Here is a 19,151-nt window from a genome sequence, read left to right as displayed (position 1 = left end):
TCGTTATAGTACGTATGCTATGAATGGTAAGCGCCTCAACAGCGCCAAAATTTAAGTAACCGACACGACTATTCTGGAGTTTGGATTATGTCAATGAAAGCATGGACCATTGCCGCTTCAATCAGCGTTATCGCTATCACGGGACTAGGCATCACTGCCAATCATGCCGCTGCGAGTGCATTTACCACCGCCAGTGATGCCGTTGAATACCGCCAGAAAGCGTTTTCGCTTATTCGCGAAAACTTCGCCTATATGTCTGGCATGGTGCGGGGCGAACGAGATTATGATGCAGACGCCTTCAAGCAACGTGCCCAGGCGCTTTATCACCTGAGCTATATTCCATTTGAAGCCTTTAGCGGTGCAGGCGAAAACGTGACCGCCAATAGCGATGCCCTTCCAGTGATCTGGGAAAATTGGTCTGACTTCGAAGCGAAACGCGACACCTTCCAAGCCGCCGTAAAAGAATTAGTCAATGCCGCTGCCTCAGAAAATATGCGTGAAATTCGTCCAAAATTTATGGATACCGCACGTGGATGCCAGCAGTGCCATCAAGGTTATCGTGCCGACTAATCCGTAGATTCAAGGAGAACGGGGCATGGTTGTCACTCTATGGGATGCCTTTATAAGAGGCTTTCACTGGTTATTGGTGTTGGTTGTAACCGGCCTGTGGTTAACCGGCGGCAACATCACGTACATCGATATTCATCACAAACTTGGACTAGTGGTCCTCGCTTTGCTGCTTACCCGCATCATTTGGGGCTTTGTTGGCAGTGAATCAGCGCGGTTTCGCACCTTTCTTCGTGGGCCGCGCGCAATGATCAGCCATATCCGAAACCCTCTAAAAGGAACCTGGCTCACCCATAACCCAGTGGGTGGTTGGGCGGTTGTGTTGATGATTCTGGCCTTGCTAGCACAAGCGATCACGGGTTTGTTTACCGATGACGCTATCTTCTTTCGCGGACCCCTCGCCCATCTACTCAGCAACGACTGGGTGCGCACGCTAACGAGCTATCACAAGCAGGCTTTCGATTGGATTCTCATCTTATTGGCCATTCATATTCTCGCCAATGCGATCTATTCAATCAAAGGAAAGCGCCTGATGGGGGCCATGGTGACAGGCAAGATAGAGTCGCAAGAGCCTGTAAAACAACCAAAAGTCGTCCATGGCGGCTATGGTTTTGCCCTACTGGCGTTTAATCTCATCTGGATTTTCTGGTGGCTTGGTTAAGCGAACCGGTTCTCTTGTCGCCACGCACTCGCTTCGGGTAAATTGACTCTGAAGCATGTGCATGGCAGTCTGCACTTAAATTCGTTAATCACGGTTCGCTATGTCTACCATCCTTATTGCCGACGACGATTTCATTAGTTTAGAAGTACTCAAAGCGATGCTTAGTGCATTCCCTGTAGAAGTCATTGCAGTCACCAACGGAAGGGATGCCATTGCCCAAGCGCAAGCGCAAAAGCCAGATCTCTTGATTCTCGACTATGAAATGGGTGAACTGACCGGGGCAGAGGTCTGTACAGAGCTACGCAGCCAAGATGCGTTTAAAACCACCCCAATTATCGCCCTCACGGGACATCAAAGCCAAACCGAGCTCGATCACTGCCGCAACGCAGGTATGGACCAAACCATCCATAAACCCGTCGCGCCCGACGTTCTATCCCAACTTCTCACTACCTACAAACTCATCTAATGTACCCAACGCATTGCGTTGGCTACCAATGTCCACCGGACAAGCTAGCTCCTCCGCCCTCGAAGCGCAGGCAGAAGCTTCGAGAGCAAGGCATAATTGGAGCGATTGAGGGAGCGTACCTTAATGGTACGTGACCGATTGAGCTTCAATTATAACGCGGCTATCGGAGTTTCTGACAAGCTAGCCCCTCCGCCCCCGAAGCGCGGGCCGGCGCGCCAATAGCAAGGCGCCGGCCGAATCGAGTGAGGGAGCGTACATAAAGTACGTGACCGAGTGAGTGAGGTCGGCAACGCAGCTAGTGGGGATGCCGGACAAGCTAGCTCCTAGAGTCGGAGGTGTGTTGGAGTAAGTTGACACTCTCCCTCAAAAACTCCTCCGCATGAGGTCCAAACCAAAGTGAAACTTTTTCAAACTCACGGATAAAGCCCTCTCGGCCTTCGCTTTCTAATAGCTGTAATATGTTATCGAAGCGCTTCAAATAGCGCCGCACCATCTTCATTTTATCTTGATCCGAGAGAATAATGTCCGCATAAAGCTCACCGCTTTGCGCGAACAAGCGTCCGACCATCATGAGTTCTAACCGATAGATCGGCGAGCTTAGTTTTAAGAGTTGCTCGAGATCTGCATTCTCTTTACTTAAGTGATAGCCGTATACAAAAGTGGATAAATGTCGCATCACCTGAATCATCGACATCGCCTGATCGTGCTGTTCGGCGCCTATTTCATGTAGTTGTGTGCCCCAAATGGCAAATTGATCAAGCAGCCATTGCGCCGCTTGGCTGTCACGGCCGGGCGCGACCAAGATCGTTTGCTTAGCGAGCGTGGGTACTGACGGCCCGAACATAGGGTGTAAGCCGAGAACAGGCCCGGAATGTTGGCGCAACATGGCCTCAAGCGGTGCGCGTTTAATGGAAGTAACATCGGCCAAAATACAATCGTCGGGAAGATTTGGAAGTTGTTCAATCACATCAACGGTTTTGGTAACAGGCACTGCAACTAAGACCAAGGCTGCATCTCGTACCGCAGATTCCAGTTCATGTTGATTATCAATATCGATCACGCACACACTGTAGTTGGATAATTCTAACCAACGCACAAACAAGCCGCCTAATGCACCACGACCACCAATCACGACGATCGGGCGCTCACCACTACCCGTACGGCGAAAACCTTGGTGTTTTTGTCGTTGATAGGATTCTCGCATGGTACGGCGAAGTACATCTTCAATGAGATCCCCAGGAATACCGGCGGCCTCCGCTTCGTCACGACGCGCCTTAATCAGCTCGGCTTCGCGCTGAGGAACATAAAGAGGTTGCCCGAGCTCGTGTTTAAGCTGGCCAATGGCGCGGGAAATATCCATGCGTTTCGCAAGGAGTCGCACAAGTTCAGAATCGGTGTCGTCTATTTCCTGACGCAAAGCATTTAAACGAGGGTCCATGGCATCCTTCTACAACTCTCCTGACACGGGACTCTCCATACTAGCCAACTCATAGAACGATGCCAATGATTAATAGAGGTACTGCATTTGGATCTGCAGGAACAATCTGTGTTTGCTTTTTACACGTTAGAAATTTGGCAATAAAAAAGGGCCTCCCAATGGGGAAGCCCTTTTCTTGATCCAACAGGACCGGAAGCTTAGTTAAGCTTCTCTTTGATCCGCGCAGATTTACCGCTACGCTCACGGAGGTAGTACAGTTTCGCACGACGAACTGCACCACGACGCTTAACAGTCACGCTGTCGATCAGCGGGCTGTGCGTTTGGAACGTACGCTCAACACCTTCACCGTTCGAAATTTTACGAACCGTAAATGCGCTGTGCAGACCACGGTTACGCTTACGAATCACCACGCCTTCAAAGGCCTGGATACGCTCGCGCTCACCTTCTTTAACCTTTACATTGACGATAACAGTGTCACCAGGAGCAAAGCCTGGGACGTCTTGCTTGAGCTGCTCATCTTCGATTTGCTTCAAGATGTTTTTGTTCACTTTAGCCATGATAATCTCCGCCTAGAATATACTACCCGAGTTTCTTTTCCTGATTGGCAATGTATGCCTCAAGGAGTTTTTGTTGCTCGTCAGTCAGAGCTAGGTTATTTAATAATTCTGGTCGCCGTTGCCAGGTGCGCCCAAGCGCCTCTTGCAACCGCCACCGGCGTATTTCTTCATGGTTACCACTCAGAAGTACTGGTGGAACCTGTTTACCGTCGAGAATTTCTGGCCGCGTATAATGCGGACAATCCAATAATCCATTCACAAAAGAATCTTCTGTGGCGGAATCTTGGTGCCCCAATACACCCGGGACTTCGCGTGCTAACGTATCAATCAGAACCATGGCTGGGAGTTCGCCGCCCGAGAGAACAAAGTCTCCAATCGACCACTCTTCATCAATGTCTGCTTCAATCACACGCTCGTCAATGCCCTCGTAACGTCCGGCTACTAAAACAATACCTTGGTATTGCGATAGCTCCTTCACCCCTTGCTGATCTAACTTTCTACCTTGCGGCGATAAGTAGATTACACGAGGCTCCACGCCAGCTCGCTCCCGGACACCTAACTTGGCATCCTGAATTGCAGCTCGCAGTGGTGCGACCATCATCAGCATTCCTGGGCCACCGCCATAAGGGCGATCATCCACAGTGCGATGTTTGTCAGTGGCATAATCGCGAGGATTCCAAGCGCTTACACTAAGTAAACCATCTTGGACCGCTCGACGTGTTACGCCATACTCAGTAACCGCGGTGAACATCTCTGGAAATAAAGAGACAACACCTACATGCAGCTGTTCAGCCATTAGAAATCCGCTGGCCAGTCTACCGTAATCACCCCTGCTTCCTGATCTACCTTCACAATATATTGTGATTGAATAAACGGAATCAGGCGCTCGCGCTTACCGAATGCATCGTTACGATTTGCATTCACTACCAACACATCATTTGCGACTGTCGGTAGTAAGTGATTGACGGTTCCCATGTCGTAGTTTTCTGTATTCACGACACGAAGACCAATCAAGTCACGCCAATAAAATTCGTCGTCAGTTAATTCGGGCAATTCACTTGCCACGACAGCGATTTCCTTCCCGGTGAACTGCTGTGCAGCCTCTCGGTCGTCAATCTCTGCGAACTTGGCAACAAGGCCGTTATTGTGCCAGCGCCATTGGCTGACTTCGATCTTGTGCCAATCTCCGTTGTGCCCAATGAGCCACGGAGTGTAATCAAAAATGCCTTCTTGATTCTCAGTGTATGCGTTAATCCGCAACCAGCCTTTGATACCGTATACAGCACCAATGGTGCCGAGTACTACATGATCATGCTGCTGAGCATCTGTCATATGCGTTTGACCACCAGGTATTTACGCAGCTTTACGCGCGTCTTTAACCAACTTAGCAACACGATCAGACAAGCTTGCACCTTGACCTACCCAGTGATCAACACGGCTTAGATCGATACGTACTTTCTCTTCCTGACCACGTGCTACCGGGTTAAAGAAACCGACATTCTCAATGAAACGTCCATCACGGGCGTTCCGGCTGTCGGTAACTACCATTTGGTAGAATGGACGCTTTTTCGCGCCACCACGTTGTAAACGAATGGTTACCATTACCGTCCTCTATACTTTTTCAATGTTTTCAAAGGTTAAAGAAACCTACCTGATACTAGATCAGGAGGCCGCATTATTCTACGGATTTCCCCCGCAAATGCAAGAAAGAATGCGCGTTTCAGCGTCCAGGAAACATTCCTGGAGGCATCTTGCCGCCCATTTGACGCATCATTTTCGCCAATCCGCCGCCTTTCATTTTTTTCATCATCTTCTGCATTTGGGTAAATTGCTTAAGCAATTTGTTCACGTCTTGTACTTGGACGCCTGATCCAGTGGCGATCCGACGCTTACGCGAGCCTTTAATAATATCTGGGTATTCGCGCTCTTTTGGGGTCATAGAATTAATAATCGCTTCCATACGAATTGTCGTTTTGTCATCCATCTGACCTTGCATTTTTCCTGCCATCTGGCCCATGCCTGGAAGTTTATCCATCAACCCCATCATACCACCCATACTGCGCATTTGTTGCAGTTGGTCGCGGAAATCTTCAAGGCTAAACTTCCCGCTTTTCATCACTTTTTTCGCAACTTTCTCTGCTTTGTCGCGATCAACCTTAGCTTCAACTTCCTCAATCAGCGACAGGACATCGCCCATCCCGAGGATGCGCGATGCAATCCGATCCGGATGAAAAGGCTCAAGTGCATCGTTCTTCTCGCCAACCCCCAAAAACTTAATCGGCTTGCCGGTAATATGACGAATCGATAATGCCGCACCACCACGGGAGTCACCATCAACCTTGGTCAGAATAACACCGGTTAACGGCAGCGCTTCACCAAAGGCCTTTGCGGTATTTGCCGCATCCTGACCGGTCATGGCGTCAACGACAAACAAAGTTTCAATAGGATTAATCGCCGCATGCAATGCTTTGATTTCATCCATCATGGCTTCATCCACCGCTAATCGACCCGCGGTATCCACGAGCACGACATCGATAAACTTCTTCTTCGCGTATGCGATAGCCGCGTTGGCAATATCAACAGGTTTCTGCTCAACCGTTGACGGAAAGAATTCCACATCCACATCGGCAGCAAGTCGCTCGAGCTGTGCAATGGCGGCGGGACGATACACATCCGCACTCACGACCAATACTTTTTTCTTTTGTTTTTCTTTTAAGAAACGTGCCAATTTACCCACGGAGGTGGTTTTACCCGCCCCTTGCAAACCGGCCATCATCATCACCGCCGGCGGCTGTGTAGCTAGATCCAGTGGAGCATTGCCCTCACCCATCGCCAGCTCAAGTTCCGTGCGTACGATTTTTACAAACACCTGTCCCGGATTTAGGTTTTTATTCACCTCGGCACCGAGTGCCCGTTCTTTTACTTTCGCTATAAAATCTTTGACGACCGGTAATGCAACATCAGCTTCGAGCAATGCCATGCGCACTTCTCGGAGGGTATCTTTGATATTGTCTTCGGTGAGTCGACCTCGCCCACTAATATTTTTTAGTGATTGCGTTAATCGTTCGCTCAGGTTTTCAAACATGCGATCTTCCTGTCAGCAGAGTTTCAGGTATTATAACGGAATAAGGTTGGGTTTGGCGATGCAGACGCCTATGATAGAACAGCAATAAGGGTGACCTGCATATATTTCAAGGCCACTGAGCATTTATCACATGTGACAGAAGGAATCAGGACCCGTGGTTTTTAGCACTCTTACCGTGATTAGTATTGTCGCCTACATTTCCGGCGCGGTGATTCTCAGCCAGCGTATGGCCGGTCCGAATCGAATGCTCCGTCGCTCCCTAGGGCTAAGTGTGATTGCGCTTATCACTCACTTTGCGGTTCTCGCGCTCCAGTTTACTGAAAACGGCTTGGTATACATAAATCTGTTTACAACGCTGGCCATGATTACTTGGCTACTCAGCTTGTTAAACACATTGAGGGGCGATCACCCGGCCAGTCTATTACTCCGCCCTGCCATATTTTCCTTAGCCGCGGTAAGCCTTGTGGCTATGGCACTGGTTCCGGCTGATGTCGGTCGACCTGTGGACATGACCCCAATCTTTGCGTTACACATTAGCTTAGCGCTGCTGGCTTCAGCATTGCTTACCTTAGCAGCCTTCTACGGTGTGCAGTTACTTTATGTGAATCGGTTGTTAAAGGCGCGCAGTGCCAAAGCACTTTCCGAGCGGCTACCACCGTTGATGTCGATCGAACGCTATTTCTTTCACCTGCTAACCGCAGGCACAATTTTACTAACCCTCGCCATAGCCGTTGGATTTATCTATCTCGATAATTGGTTTGCGACAGGGCAATTGCATAAAACAATTTTATCGCTATTAGCCTGGCTCAGCTTTGGCTCCATTGTTATCGTGCATTATTGGCGCGGCCTGCGCGGCCGATTAGCGGTGTACTACACGTTAGGCGCCAGTGCATTGCTAATTCTCGGCTATTTTGGCAGCCGTTTTGTACGCGACATTCTTCTCACTTAATCATATATTTCTTGGCGCAGCCGAGCGACATTACGCTCGGCTGACTTAATTTATTCTTGACTTCGCAGGGCGTGCCCCTACATTAGGAGTCTGAGGCCACAACATAGGGTAATCTCTTGGACGACATAGCGACGAGTACGTTATTTTTCGTACTTTTCATCCTGATTCTAATTTCAGGTTATTTCTCCGGTTCTGAAACTGGCATGATGTCGGTGAACCGGTACAAGCTTCGCCATCTTGCCCAAAGCGGTAATAAATCAGCGAAGCGCGTTGTGCAGATGTTAGAGCGCCCAGATCGCCTGATTGGTCTTATCCTTATCGGCAATAATCTGGTCAACATCGCGGCATCGGCCATTGCTACCATCATCGGACTCCGTTTGTATGGTGATTACGGTATCGCCATAGCCACCTTAGTTCTTACCTTGGTTATTTTGATCTTCGCCGAAGTGACCCCTAAAACAATTGCGGCCCTACATCCAGAACGCGTGGCATTTCCAAGCTCGTTTGTGCTAAACCCGCTGATGAAGATTTTCTACCCGCTAGTGGCGGCAGTAAACTTTATCACCAACAACATTATGCGATTAATGGGTATTAATCCGAATGCGGCAAAAAAAGATACCCTTACCGCAGAGGAGCTGCGCACCGTTGTTCATGAAGCAGGATCGTTAATTCCATCACGCCACCAAGAAATGTTGATCAGTATTCTCGATCTTGAGAAGGTCACGGTGGATGACATCATGATTCCGCGCAATGAAATTGCTGCGATCGACATTAATGACGACCTTCCACTCATTATCAAGCAATTAAGCAATATGCAGCACACCCTAGTGCTGCTGTATCGAGCAGAAATTGACGATGCTATCGGTTTTCTTCACGCCCGCGACATGCTGCGACTACTTACACGCCACCATGCCGAGCCCGACAAGGCTTCTCTAGTTAGGGCGGCGCGTGATATTTACTTTATCCCCGAAGGCACCGCACTGAGCGTGCAGCTAATAAAGTTTCAACACAATAGAGAACGTATCGGATTAGTGGTAGACGAATATGGTGATATTCAAGGCTTAGTAACCCTTGAAGATCTTCTCGAAGAAATTGTCGGTGATTTCACCACGACCATTGGTGGGCAACCTCACGAACATGTGACCCGTTTGGCTGATGGCAACTTCCTTGTAGAAGGAACCGTCAACTTACGTGACCTTAATAAAGAGTTAAAGATTAACCTGCCGATTGATGGACCAAAAACCTTGAACGGCCTTATTATCGAAGAATTCGGTGATATTCCGGAAAATCCAATGTGCGTAAAAATAAATGGTTACGGCATAGAGATTCTTGAAGTGACCGATAATCGCGTTGAGAAAGTACGCATCCAGCCCAAGCCCAAACGCAAACGCAAGAAGTAGCCAACGCATCGCGTTGGCTACTCGATGCCGGACAAGCCCCCCACCGCACTCGAAGCGCAGGCCGGCGCGCCAATAGCAAGGCATAAACCGGCCGATTGAGGGAGCGTACCTTGATGGTACGTGACCGATTGAGGACGGTTTATAACGCAGCTAGTGGTGATGCCGGACAAGCTAGAACCCCACCAAACTAGAAGCGCGGGCAGAAACCTCTAGGGCAAGGCATAATTGGAGCGATTGAGGGAGCGTACCTTGATGGTACGTGACCGATTGAGCTTCAATTATAACGCAGCCATAGAGGCTTTCTGACAAGCTAGAACCCCACCAAACTAGAAGCGCGGGCAGAAACCTCTAGGGCAAGGCATAATTGGAGCGATTGAGGGAGCATACCTTGATGGTATGTGACCGATTGAGCTTCAATTATAACGCAGCCATAGAGGCTTTCTGACAAGCTAGAACAAAAGCCGGCGGAGCCATCCTCGGTCTAGCCTATCCCTACACTCATTCAACTGATGCGCATAGCGATTAGAGCGCGCATCTACCCGGCGAGCAACTTCGAGCAGCCAACCCTTTTGATTGTGGGTTTGCCGTTGATAACCGCCCCAACCTTCGTGGTAGTTGAGATATTGTGCGTAGGCATCGTGTTTAGAGACACCATTTACACGGTGGGTTTTATCGATATACCACCCAATAAAATCAATCGCATCAGCAAACTTGTCGCGGCGCGCACGACGATTTCCTGTTTCTTTAATATAGTCGTCCCATGTCATGGTCTTTGCTTGCGCGTAACCATAGGCATCGCTCATTCGTCCCCAGGGGATAAACCCAAGTACGTAGCGACGAGGCGGTTGTGCCCGCGCTCGGAATGAGCTCTCTTGGTACATAATGGCCATGGGAACATGAATAGGTACATTCCATTCTTTATTCATGGATTTTGCAGCACGCCACCAAGACCGGTGCTCTTCAAAAATCTCGCAAATATTCTCAGGTTCGCGTGGGGGCGAGGTCGCACATCCTGCGCTTAACATGGCAGCGAGAACCAGCACTCCCATACGCAGAAAAACTTTTTTTCGCGATGAATGAAACTTTTTATTTATTGCAGGCTCTGATTGAGTACATGCAAGGTTCATCTCATGTTATCCCCTGGTAAGAATCACTTTACGCGCCTTTATGGCGCGTTTTTTTTAATTAGCGCACGGCGAAAATAATCCGCCAAATAATCTTCGTAGCTACCTTTATCAGCGGCTTCAATTTCAGCTTGTTCAACTTGCGACTGCTCGGCCCAAGTTTTAAATTGTTCGGCCGTGTAATACTCAAATGATGATTCGAGCAAATCCTGCTTATATCTGTTTGCAAAGCCTAAGCCTAGCTGCTGAAAATTAGCAACGGCATTGTGATAATCGTGCAAAATACGTCCTGATAAGGTTTGTTCAGGATCCGTTATGGCCCGCGCGAAACCATCTAACACCCTTTGGTAGGCCTCACTATCGGCACTATTACTCTCGTTTTGGGCCTTACCGTCAAGCATACTTGCAATATCTTTGAGTTCGCCAAACAGGAACTGCAAACGACTTTGCACGCTGTGCTCACCGGATTCATCAACGAGTGTGAGTCCTGGCTCGCGACCGCGAAGCACGACACGGTTCAAGTTTTGCTCGGTCACGCGTTGGGCTTCAAAGCCTAAGGGTGGGCTATCGGTTAATAAACAATAAAGTAAAAATAAATCGAGAAACCGCATTTGCTCTGCGGTAATTCCAACGGCGGTGTATGGATTCACATCGACCGCCCGAACCTCAATATATTGTACCCCGCCGCGCTCAAGTGCTTGCGTGGGCGTTTCACCCGATTGCGCGACACGTTTGGGGCGAATGGGCGAATAGAATTCATTTTCGATTTGGAGAATATTGTCGTTCAACTGACGCCATTGATCGCCGTCGCGAATACCAATGCCCGCAAACTGCTCTGAACGCGTAAATACCGCGTTCCGTAAGCCATCGATATATGCTTCAAGCGAATTGTAAGTAATCTTAAGCGCAGCCTGCTCTTTATTGGTGTATCCCAAATCACTCATGCGTAATGAGGTAGCGTAGGGAACATAAACCATGCCACCACCGAGCTCGCGGAAGTCGAGATCTGCACTACTGTGCTTTAAAAATGATTTGCACAATACCGGCGAAGCGCCGAAGAAATAGGGGATAACCCAAGCCCATCGCTTAAAGTTACGCAACAAGCCAAAATAACCCTGAGAGCGAAATTCAGCGGTATCTTCGCTGCCGTTGCGCGCGGCCAGAATACGCCATAACTCGTCGCTTATCGACCAATTAAAATGCACACCAGAAATGGTTTGCATCACCGCTCCATAGCGATGGGTTAACCCCTGTCGATAAGTGGTTTTCATGCGACCAATATGGGACGTACCATAGTTTGCCAACTCTATGTCTGTCACTTCATTGAGGTAGCAAGGCATGCTTAATGGCCAAAGAAGCTCATCACCAAGTGCCTGATAGGTCGCGCGGTGAATATCGCGCAATTGCATCAAGGTGGTATCGATATCAGTTTCTACAGGCGTAATAAACTCTAACAATGCTTCCGCGTAATCGGTGGTGATGAGTGGGTGCGTAAGCTTAGAGCCGAGTGATTCCGGATGTGGCGTCGTGGCGAGTCGACCTTCCGGTGTAATGCGCAAGCATTCGCGTTCAATCCCGCGATTCATGGTGCGCAAAGCAAGTTGCCCTTCAGCGCTTTGAAGCTGGTCTAAAGATGCGGATAGCAGAATTGACAAGGCTACATCCCGATAATTGTCTGTTATGATGTGGCTAGTGTGCCACATTCAATTGAAAAAAGCAGCGTAAGGGAAGCACTTTGAACGAACGATTTCAGCAATTAAATCAGTGGATTCATCGCTATTTTGGCGTTTTGTTGTTGGTATTAGTGGTTTTGCTTTTATGGTTGCCCGCGCCCTGGCATTTTATTGCCATTTTTATGGGGCTTTTATTGGCGCTTTCACATGGCGTATTCCGTCGCCAAAACGCGGCGGCCATCGCCTCACCCTCCCCCGAAAATGAAACCGCGCAAGCGTCAGATCTTGGCTTCTCTGAAGTGAATGAACAGTTACTGCAACATGTCTTTAATGATTTACCCATCCGCGTGTATTGGCGCGACCGAGATATGCGCTTTATTGGTGCGAATCCCGGCTTTTTGCGGGATTTTGATATTCAAGATATTCGCGGATTGCGGGATGAAGATATCCCTCAACTGAATGCGAACTCTGGCTTGCGCGCGCGTGACTTACAAACTTTTTCCTTACGCAGCGCAGCATGCAACCAAGAAATGCAACTCAACCTTAGCCATGATGAAGCACAAACACGCTGGGTCGAGCATTCCAGTGTCCCTCTGTATGACGAACAAGGTCAAATTGTCGGCGTGCTCGGCAGCTACTACGATATCTCTAGTATTAAACGGGCATCTGAAGAGATGTCTCAGGCTCGGGAAAGCGCCGAAAAAGCCCGTGCTGAAGCGGAAGCGGCAAACTTAGCTAAAAGCGATTTCTTAGCCAACATGAGCCATGAAATTCGCACGCCTATCAACGCGATTGTTGGCATGGCAAATCTTGCCATGAAAACCGATTTAAACGACAAACAACAACGCTATATCAAGGTCATTGACTCCTCATCACAAGCCCTGCTCGGGGTCATTAACGACATCCTTGATTTTTCTAAGATTGAAGCGAACAAGCTCACCATAGAGCGCATTCCCTTTGATTTAGATGAAGTTTTAGGGACCTTGGCGGACATGTTCGCCTACAAAGCCTACGATAAGGGGCTTGAGTTTATTATCAATCTGCCCGCCAACATTCCTACCTTGCTCGTCGGCGACCCGCTGCGCTTACAGCAGGTTTTGATTAACTTGGTAAGCAACGCTATTAAGTTTACCGAAGATGGCGAAATTAATGTTTCTTGTACATTGCTGGATCAGAATGATGAAAAGGTGTGGTTGCGTATTGAAGTAAAAGATACTGGCATGGGCATGACCCCGGAGCAATCGGCGCAACTATTTCAGGCGTTCACTCAGGCGGATTCATCCACTACCCGTAAGTTTGGTGGCACCGGTCTGGGGCTCACTATTTCAAAACGCTTGGTCACCTTAATGCAAGGTGATATTGGGGTCAGCAGTAGCCCGGGTCAAGGCTCTAACTTTTTTATTGAGTTGGTATTACCTCTGCAAGAAAGCCAAGATCGCTCCCATCATCAGCTGTTAATGCAGCGTTTAGAGGGCGTTCGCGTACTTGCGGTAGACGATAACACCAGTACCCGTGAAATGCTCAAAGAAACCCTGCGATCCTACCAAATGGATGCGCATACTTGTCATAGTGCCGAACAGGCACTACGCAAACTGCAGGAAGGAATTGCAACGGAAAAACCATTCCAGCTCGCTCTGATTGACTGGCGCTTGCCCGGCATGGATGGACTTGCATTAGTCGAACAAGTAAAAGAAAAACTTCCCCAAGACTTCCAACCTCGTATGATTCTGGCCACCGGATACTACGCCGAGGAACTGGCTGAGAAAGCGCGACAGGTAGGTACCGATGACTTTATTACAAAACCTTATACCACGGCTACGCTAGCGCGGGTTATGACGTCGGCCCTGTTTGGTGCCCGAGTTGCCGCCAAAGATAGCGCAAAGACCAGCTTGATTCCGGATAACCTGCAAGGAGCACCACTTTTAGTCGTGGAAGATAATGAAATCAATCAGCATGTCGCCAAGGAAATGCTCAGTGGCCATGGATTTCAAGTGGATATTGCCGAAAACGGCGAAGTGGCAGTGCAGAAAGTTCAAGAAAAATCATACGCGTTGGTGTTGATGGATATTCAAATGCCGGTGATGGATGGCTACCGTGCGTCCGAGACGATTCGCCAGTTTTATAGTTATCAACAGTTGCCGATTCTTGCGATGACCGCGAACGCGATGAGCGGCGATGCCGAGCGTTCCCTTGCTGCCGGCATGCAAGGGCATATACCCAAGCCAATTGATGAGCAGCTGCTGCTTTCTCAAATTAGCAAATGGGCACTGGCAGGACCTTATTCTAAACTTACACCGACCTCAGAAACAAAAGAGGCAAAAACAACCGAGCCTAGTTCGCGCCGTTATCCACAAATTAAAGGCATGGATTTGGAGCAAGCGTTGCAACGCTTAAATCATAATGTGGGCCTTTATGTTCGTTTGCTAGAACAGTTGGTGAGTAGCTATCGCGGCAGTGCCATTAAGGTTTCTGAATTTATCAGTCGGGGACAGCACGATGAGGCGCGCCGTTATTTCCATTCGCTGAAAGGAGCGGCTGCCAACCTTGGACTTACCGCCTTAACAAAGAAAGCGGGAACATTGGAAACAGCTATCGTTAATCGCGATGTAGGATTAGTGGCTGATCAAATTACCGGGCTTGAATCGCTGCTCGATTTAGTTGAGCAAGCCATCGAAGATCTACACACGAGCGAAAGTGCAGAAAATTAAGTACCGACTTGGATTTATAAAGAGAGGATATCGCAACTATGATACGTTTTTTGTTCTTGATTCCCGTTGTTCTGATATTGCTGTGGACGTTGTGGTTGCAACTGAATGGCTACCGGGTTCGTGATGGTATTCAAGGATACAAGTACATCCTCATTGTGAGCAGCGTGATTGCTGCGTTTTATGGAATGATGTGGTGGCTCACAAATCTGTGAGCCACCCGCCAATCTCGACTAGAATTAGCCGGCCAAGGCCAAAAGAATACCAGCAGCCACTGCCGAGCCAAGAACACCCGCCACATTAGGTCCCATCGCATGCATCAGCAGGAAGTTATGCTGATCTGCTCTTAGCCCTTCTTTATTTACTACGCGCGCCGCCATGGGCACTGCAGACACGCCTGCGGCACCAATCAGCGGGTTAATCGGCTGCTTGCTAAACAAATTCAGCAACTTCGCCATCACAATGCCCGCAGCGGTACCAAAAACAAAGGCCATGGCCCCTAGCACTAAAATACCTAAGGTTTCGATGGTTAAGAATGAGCTAGCGGTGAGCTGCGCACCCACGGCGAGGCCGAGGAAAATGGTTACCAAGTTAATTAATTCATTCTGAGCCGACTTGCTTAAGCGCTCTACTACGCCAGATTCACGCATTAAGTTGCCTAAACAGAGCATACCCACCAGCGGTGCAGCGGTCGGCAGCAATAGAACGGTGAGCAGTAACACCATGAGTGGAAACAGAATTTTTGCCCGCTTTGACACTGGCTTTAGCTGTTCCATTTTAATGGCACGTTCTTTCTTGGTCGTAAGCAGGCGCATAACCGGCGGTTGTAATACCGGAACCAGTGCCATGTAGGAATATGCCGCCACTGCTATAGCACCGAGTAACTCCGGAGCCAACTGGGAGCTAAGGTATATCGCGGTCGGTCCGTCTGCGCCACCGATGATGGCAATCGCAGCCGCCTGCTGGATAGTAAACTCAACACCGGGTATCCAATTTAAGGCAATAGCACCAATTAAGGTGGCAAAAATACCAAATTGCGCAGCAGCGCCTAGCAATAGCATCCGAGGATTAGCCAATAAGGCGCTAAAATCTGTCATCGCGCCCACACCAAGGAAGATTAGAAGAGGAAATATCCCCGTGGAAATCCCCACTTCATAGAACGCATAGAGAATGCCCCCTGCTTCATTCATGCCCGCCAATGGAATATTGGTAAGAACGGCACCGAAGCCAATCGGGAGCAAAAGTAACGGCTCAAATTTGTGAACAATCGCTAAGTACACCAGCACCAAGCCGACAACTATCATCAACAAGGCACCCCAGCTCATGGCAGACAACCCGGTGCTCTGCCAAAGTGTTAACCATGTTTCCATGTTACTTGCTTCCCTCAAGAGTCAGTAAGGCATCACCCGAGATGACACTGTCCCCTTCCCGCGCGGTCAGTTCAGCAACTACACCATCGCGGTCGGTTCGTACTTCTGTTTCCATTTTCATGGCTTCAAGGATCACCACTACATCCCCGGATTTTACTTTATCCCCAGGCTTCACTTTGTACTTCCACAAGTTTCCGGATAGAGGTGCATTCACCGGCCGTGTGTCACCGCCTGCAGACTTTTTACTCGTCTTCGGTGGTGCTTCAGACTCGTTTTTTTGATCGTCGCCTGCATCCTTATCGGCCGTTTGCGAGGCGCGCAAGCTGCCATCAGGACCCACTTCTACAGAGAAACATTCTCCGGAAATACACACATCGTAACGCTCAATGCTGTTATCACCTGTTTCCGCTTTCGGAACCGGACGATCGGTTTCTACACTTGGAGCGGGTTCAAAGGCATCAGGATTGCCACGATTCTTCAAAAACTTAAGGCCAATTTGTGGAAACAGCGCATAGGTAAGCACGTCATCCACTTCAGAATCAGCCAAGGTAATCGATTCTTTTTTCGCAATGCCACTGAGCTCTTCAGTGAGCTTATCCAATTCATTATCAAGCAAGTCAGCTGGACGGCAGGTAATCGGCTCGGCATCACCCAGAACTGTTTTCTGCAGTTCTTTATTGACCGGCGCAGCAGTTGCCCCATATTCCCCTTTCAGCACGCCTGCCGTTTCTTTAGAGACGGATTTATAGCGTTCGCCCGTGAGCACATTGAGTACCGCTTGTGTGCCTACGATTTGCGATGTCGGTGTTACCAATGGAATAAAACCAAGATCTTCGCGAACCCGAGGGATTTCATTGAGCACTTGATCAAATTTATCCAGCGCCTTTTGCTCACGTAGCTGGTTTTCCATATTGGTCAGCATGCCACCAGGCACCTGCGCAACCAGAATGCGGGCGTCAATGCCCTTTAGTGATCCTTCAAAACGTGCATACTTACGACGCACGCCGCGGAAATATGCCGCAACCTCTTCTAAATCGGTGAGTTTGATGCCGGTATCACGTTCGGTGCCCTCAACCATAGCTACCACGGTTTCCGTCGCGGTATGGCCATAGGTCATACTCATGGAGGAAATAGCTGTATCTAGCATATCGATGCCAGCATCGATTGCTTTTTGGTAGGTTGCTGTACTCAAACCTGTGGTCGCATGGCATTGCATGGCCACGGGCACTTTCAGCTTTTGCTTCAAGGTGCCAATCAGTTCTTCCGCGTCGTAAGGGCGTAACAAACCGGCCATATCTTTAATACAAATAGAGTGACAACCAAGCGCTTCCATTTCTAGCGCCATATCCACCCATTTGTCTAACGTGTGCACTGGGCTCACGGTATAGGATAACGTGCCCTGAGCATGACCATCATTAGCAATCGTTGCTTCAATTGCGGTTTTTAAATTGCGCACATCGTTCATGGCGTCGAAGATACGAAATACATCGACACCGTTCTCACGCGCACGCTCGACAAAACGTTTAACGACGTCGTCGGCGTAATGGCGGTAGCCTAATAAATTTTGTCCGCGCAGTAGCATTTGCTGACGCGTATTAGGCATGGCTTTTTTCAGTTCTCGCAAACGTTCCCACGGGTCTTCGCCCAAATAGCGAATACAGGCGTCAAAGGTTGCGCCGCCCCAAGTTTCCATAGACCAATATCCCGCTTGATCGAGTTTCTCCGCGATCGGAAGCATATCGTCGAGTCGTAATCGCGTTGCCAGCAACGACTGGTGGGCGTCGCGCAACACCAATTCTGTCAACAATAACGGCTTGGCCATAGTTTAATCCTCTGGTTGGTCTGCACGTCCTCGTGCATTGCGGTATTTTTGAACTGCAACAGTCACAGCGGCAAGCTTACTTGCCTGCGAGTTTTCATGATCTTGAGGTGGTGGGTTCGCCGGCGCACGCAACGGCGTGTTCTCCGGACATAGTCGTGTGAGCAGCATCACGGCTACAGTAAGAATGCATAAAAAGATAAAGACAACACTCATGCCCGCGAGCATGAGCTCAAGTGCTTGCAAAAACAAATCCGCCATTGCAATTCCCTGCGCAGTTCACATCTTGTGTGTGAATTATAAATTGTTAGTTAATTGTAGAGTTCTGAGCAGCGAAAAGGAAGCCTTTCCCTATGCAGCACAAAAATAGAGGGTATTTATGAGGGTGTTAGTTGCTGACTCATGCACGCAAACTAGGCGATCACGGGGGGAGATGAGAAGAAATGGCGCGCTCGGGAGGATTCGAACCTCCGACCGCCTGGTTCGTAGCCAGGTACTCTATCCAGCTGAGCTACGAGCGCGCTGTATGATTTTAGGAAAATGGCGCGCTCGGGAGGATTCGAACCTCCGACCGCCTGGTTCGTAGCCAGGTACTCTATCCAGCTGAGCTACGAGCGCGTCGTTTAACCTAAACTTTCTTCACTTGCATGTTGCGGTGACAAATGGCGGTGAGGGAGGGATTCGAACCCTCGATAGGGCTACAAACCCTATACTCCCTTAGCAGGGGAGCGCCTTCAGCCTCTCGGCCACCTCACCGCGACTTGATGGGCGTGAATGATAGCGATTTGTCAGACGTTGTCAAACGCTTTTTGCCCATCCGCTGTCTAACTGCGTCATAATTAAACAGTCTGCGTAGATTTTGACACTTTTTTGCTACTGAAGGCAATTCTACTGAAACCTTTATAGCCACCTAAGGCAAATTGATTCTGCGGTTTGCTCGCGCACAAAAAACAAAAAGCCGGCATCAATGCCGGCTTTTCTGCACGTATATTACTTTACTCAGTGCGCTCGTCGGTATCTTTTTCCGCTTGGATTCGCATATAAATTTCTTCGCGGTGAACCGATACGTCTTTCGGAGCATTGACACCAATACGTACCTGATTTCCTTTGACGCCTAGAACGGTGACGGTGACGTCATCGCCTATCATCAGTGTCTCTCCGACACGTCGCGTTAATATTAGCATCTTCTCTGCTCCTTCGTTTCGACTTCTCATCCTGCGACATGTGGCGACGCATTACTTGGATAAGATTCGCATACTACCAACTTCTCTGAATTCTGCGATATGACAACTCTCATATATTTTACGCAAAATCAAAGCGACAAATCAGACCAAGTT

At 49.0% G+C, this 19,151-nt stretch carries 19 protein-coding genes and 3 tRNA genes; 7 read left to right on the top strand and 15 right to left on the bottom strand.

Going from position 1 to position 19,151, the window contains the following annotated elements; genetic code table 11:
• Positions 1-87 precede the first annotated feature (87 nt).
• From HXZ99_RS00790 to HXZ99_RS00780, 3 genes are all read left to right on the top strand, one after another.
• Positions 88-570 (top strand): c-type cytochrome, encoded by a 483-nt coding sequence (locus tag HXZ99_RS00790; RefSeq protein WP_194755374.1) that lies wholly within the window; start codon positions 88-90, stop codon positions 568-570.
• Positions 571-595: 25 nt separating this feature from the next.
• A complete protein-coding gene (locus HXZ99_RS00785; protein WP_194755373.1) occupies positions 596-1,228 on the top strand; it encodes a cytochrome b/b6 domain-containing protein in 633 nt (210 codons plus the stop codon).
• A 100-nt stretch (positions 1,229-1,328) separates the two neighbouring features.
• A complete protein-coding gene (locus tag HXZ99_RS00780; protein ID WP_194755372.1) occupies positions 1,329-1,694 on the top strand; it encodes a response regulator in 366 nt (121 codons plus the stop codon).
• A 316-nt stretch (positions 1,695-2,010) separates the two neighbouring features.
• Here HXZ99_RS00780 and tyrA read toward each other — a convergent pair whose 3' ends face one another.
• The 6 genes from tyrA to ffh all read right to left on the bottom strand — a co-directional run bounded on the left by tyrA (position 2,011) and on the right by ffh (position 6,774).
• Positions 2,011-3,132 (bottom strand): bifunctional chorismate mutase/prephenate dehydrogenase, encoded by a 1,122-nt coding sequence (gene tyrA / locus HXZ99_RS00775; RefSeq protein ID WP_194755371.1) that lies wholly within the window; start codon positions 3,130-3,132, stop codon positions 2,011-2,013.
• A gap of 197 nt (positions 3,133-3,329) precedes the next feature.
• The gene (gene rplS / locus HXZ99_RS00770; protein WP_143234617.1) at positions 3,330-3,689 is read right to left on the bottom strand and encodes a 50S ribosomal protein L19; all 360 of its coding nucleotides are present in this window, start codon (positions 3,687-3,689) and stop codon (positions 3,330-3,332) included.
• 22 nt (positions 3,690-3,711) lie between these two features.
• The gene (trmD, locus tag HXZ99_RS00765) at positions 3,712-4,485 is read right to left on the bottom strand and encodes a tRNA (guanosine(37)-N1)-methyltransferase TrmD (RefSeq protein WP_228517484.1); all 774 of its coding nucleotides are present in this window, start codon (positions 4,483-4,485) and stop codon (positions 3,712-3,714) included.
• Positions 4,485-5,021 (bottom strand): ribosome maturation factor RimM, encoded by a 537-nt coding sequence (gene rimM / locus HXZ99_RS00760; RefSeq protein ID WP_194755370.1) that lies wholly within the window; start codon positions 5,019-5,021, stop codon positions 4,485-4,487. Before rimM ends, trmD begins: the two co-directional genes overlap by 1 nt.
• A 21-nt stretch (positions 5,022-5,042) precedes the next feature.
• Positions 5,043-5,291, bottom strand: coding sequence for a 30S ribosomal protein S16 (rpsP, locus tag HXZ99_RS00755; RefSeq protein ID WP_194755369.1), 249 nt, complete (start codon positions 5,289-5,291; stop codon positions 5,043-5,045).
• 118 nt (positions 5,292-5,409) lie between these two features.
• Positions 5,410-6,774 carry a signal recognition particle protein gene (gene ffh, locus HXZ99_RS00750; protein ID WP_194755368.1) on the bottom strand — a complete coding sequence of 455 codons (1,365 nt, stop codon included), beginning with the start codon at positions 6,772-6,774 and terminating at the stop codon, positions 5,410-5,412.
• Between the two features lie 154 nt (positions 6,775-6,928).
• Between ffh and HXZ99_RS00745 the strand changes: the two genes are divergently transcribed.
• Together HXZ99_RS00745 and HXZ99_RS00740 are read left to right on the top strand one after the other, a co-directional pair.
• The gene (locus HXZ99_RS00745) at positions 6,929-7,723 is read left to right on the top strand and encodes a cytochrome C assembly family protein (protein ID WP_194755367.1); all 795 of its coding nucleotides are present in this window, start codon (positions 6,929-6,931) and stop codon (positions 7,721-7,723) included.
• A 116-nt stretch (positions 7,724-7,839) separates the two neighbouring features.
• Complete coding sequence (locus tag HXZ99_RS00740; RefSeq protein ID WP_194755366.1) at positions 7,840-9,123, top strand: HlyC/CorC family transporter; 1,284 nt, start codon at positions 7,840-7,842, stop codon at positions 9,121-9,123.
• 449 nt (positions 9,124-9,572) lie between these two features.
• Here the strand turns inward: HXZ99_RS00740 and HXZ99_RS00735 are convergent, their stop codons facing one another.
• Entirely contained in the window at positions 9,573-10,172 is a 600-nt protein-coding gene (locus HXZ99_RS00735) for a transglycosylase SLT domain-containing protein (RefSeq protein WP_194755365.1), read from the bottom strand.
• A 116-nt stretch (positions 10,173-10,288) separates the two neighbouring features.
• Positions 10,289-11,902, bottom strand: a complete 1,614-nt coding sequence (gene gshA, locus HXZ99_RS00730; RefSeq protein WP_228517482.1) for a glutamate--cysteine ligase — start codon at positions 11,900-11,902, stop codon at positions 10,289-10,291.
• 80 nt (positions 11,903-11,982) lie between these two features.
• Here gshA and HXZ99_RS00725 point away from each other — a divergent pair, with 80 nt between their 5' ends.
• Both HXZ99_RS00725 and HXZ99_RS00720 read left to right on the top strand, forming a co-directional pair.
• The gene (locus HXZ99_RS00725) at positions 11,983-14,628 is read left to right on the top strand and encodes a PAS domain-containing hybrid sensor histidine kinase/response regulator (protein WP_228517480.1); all 2,646 of its coding nucleotides are present in this window, start codon (positions 11,983-11,985) and stop codon (positions 14,626-14,628) included.
• Positions 14,629-14,666: 38 nt separating this feature from the next.
• The gene (locus HXZ99_RS00720) at positions 14,667-14,840 is read left to right on the top strand and encodes a hypothetical protein (RefSeq protein ID WP_194755363.1); all 174 of its coding nucleotides are present in this window, start codon (positions 14,667-14,669) and stop codon (positions 14,838-14,840) included.
• Positions 14,841-14,864: 24 nt separating this feature from the next.
• On the opposite strand, the gene HXZ99_RS00715 is transcribed toward HXZ99_RS00720, so the two are convergent.
• From HXZ99_RS00715 to csrA, 7 genes are all read right to left on the bottom strand, one after another.
• Entirely contained in the window at positions 14,865-15,995 is a 1,131-nt protein-coding gene (locus tag HXZ99_RS00715; RefSeq protein ID WP_194755362.1) for a sodium ion-translocating decarboxylase subunit beta, read from the bottom strand.
• 1 nt (position 15,996) lies between these two features.
• Complete coding sequence (gene oadA / locus HXZ99_RS00710; protein WP_194755361.1) at positions 15,997-17,817, bottom strand: sodium-extruding oxaloacetate decarboxylase subunit alpha; 1,821 nt, start codon at positions 17,815-17,817, stop codon at positions 15,997-15,999.
• A gap of 3 nt (positions 17,818-17,820) precedes the next feature.
• Positions 17,821-18,075, bottom strand: coding sequence for an OadG family protein (locus HXZ99_RS00705; protein ID WP_194755360.1), 255 nt, complete (start codon positions 18,073-18,075; stop codon positions 17,821-17,823).
• A 183-nt stretch (positions 18,076-18,258) separates the two neighbouring features.
• Positions 18,259-18,335: transfer RNA gene (locus HXZ99_RS00700), tRNA-Arg, on the bottom strand.
• A 20-nt stretch (positions 18,336-18,355) separates the two neighbouring features.
• A tRNA-Arg gene (locus HXZ99_RS00695) sits at positions 18,356-18,432 on the bottom strand.
• A gap of 45 nt (positions 18,433-18,477) precedes the next feature.
• Positions 18,478-18,570: transfer RNA gene (locus tag HXZ99_RS00690), tRNA-Ser, on the bottom strand.
• A 239-nt stretch (positions 18,571-18,809) separates the two neighbouring features.
• Positions 18,810-18,998 (bottom strand): carbon storage regulator CsrA, encoded by a 189-nt coding sequence (gene csrA, locus HXZ99_RS00685; protein WP_194755359.1) that lies wholly within the window; start codon positions 18,996-18,998, stop codon positions 18,810-18,812.
• Positions 18,999-19,151: the final 153 nt, after the last annotated feature.

The organism is Aliidiomarina indica (genome assembly GCF_015354615.1).
Taxonomy (GTDB): domain Bacteria; phylum Pseudomonadota; class Gammaproteobacteria; order Enterobacterales; family Alteromonadaceae; genus Aliidiomarina; species Aliidiomarina indica.
Note: the sequence above shows the minus strand (reverse complement) of the source record. Positions and strands in the feature narration are given on the sequence as shown.